At 41.5% G+C, this 763-nt stretch carries 1 protein-coding gene; it reads left to right on the top strand.

All coding sequences use genetic code 11. The annotated features are described in order from the left end of the window. A partial coding sequence (locus Q1A18_RS18955; RefSeq protein ID WP_299584711.1) for a right-handed parallel beta-helix repeat-containing protein occupies positions 1-763 on the top strand: 763 nt, incomplete at both ends.

The raw sequence follows: 763 nt of genomic DNA, 5'->3' as shown, positions 1-763 counted from the left end.
GAGAGTGGTTCTGGGACAAAGCTACCGAACAGTTGTATTTTTATCCTCCGGAAGGATTGGATGTGAACAAAGCTCAGCTTGAAGTCCCCGAAACGGCTTGTATCGTCAAAATGGAAGGTACGGAGGAAAAACCGGTCAAATATATTACGTTTAGCAGTATCGATTTCGAAAAAACACGATCAACCTGGTACAAAACTACGGAACACCTTCCTGTTGGCGACTATGTAATTAATCGTGGCGCTGTTGTGTTTATGGAAGGAACAGAACATTGTGAAATTGCCGATTGTAACTTTCAGCAGATTGGAGGAAACGCAATCATGTTGAGCAATTATAACCGGAACTCAAAAATTACCGGCAACCGTTTGGAAAATATTCAGGCCAATGGTATTGTTTTGGTTGGCAGTCGCGATGCCATGCGTGATTCTCCATGGTGCAATGTGTTGGATTCCATTGCAACGAAAGACTTAACAAAAGAGTGGGGATATAAGCTTAGCTACAAAGTTTGGGAAGAACCATTTAGAGATAAACAACAAAGTACAGATACTATTCCTGGACCCAAAACAGAAAATTATCCCCGGTTTTGCCTGGTGGAAAATAACCTGATAACCCGGATTGGAGAATTGGAAAAACAAGCTGCCGGAATTCTGGTTTCTATGTCAGCAGAAAACACATTAAACCACAATTCTATTTATGATTTGCCACGCGCCGGAATTTGCTTTAACGATGGATGCTGGGGCGGTAATATTGTGGAAAATAATGATGT

Source organism: uncultured Sunxiuqinia sp. (assembly GCF_947495665.1).
In the GTDB taxonomy this organism is placed as follows: Bacteria; Bacteroidota; Bacteroidia; order Bacteroidales; family Prolixibacteraceae; genus Sunxiuqinia; species Sunxiuqinia rutila.
The sequence above is the reverse complement of the archived record's forward strand: the minus strand, read 5'-3'. Positions and strand labels throughout refer to the sequence as shown.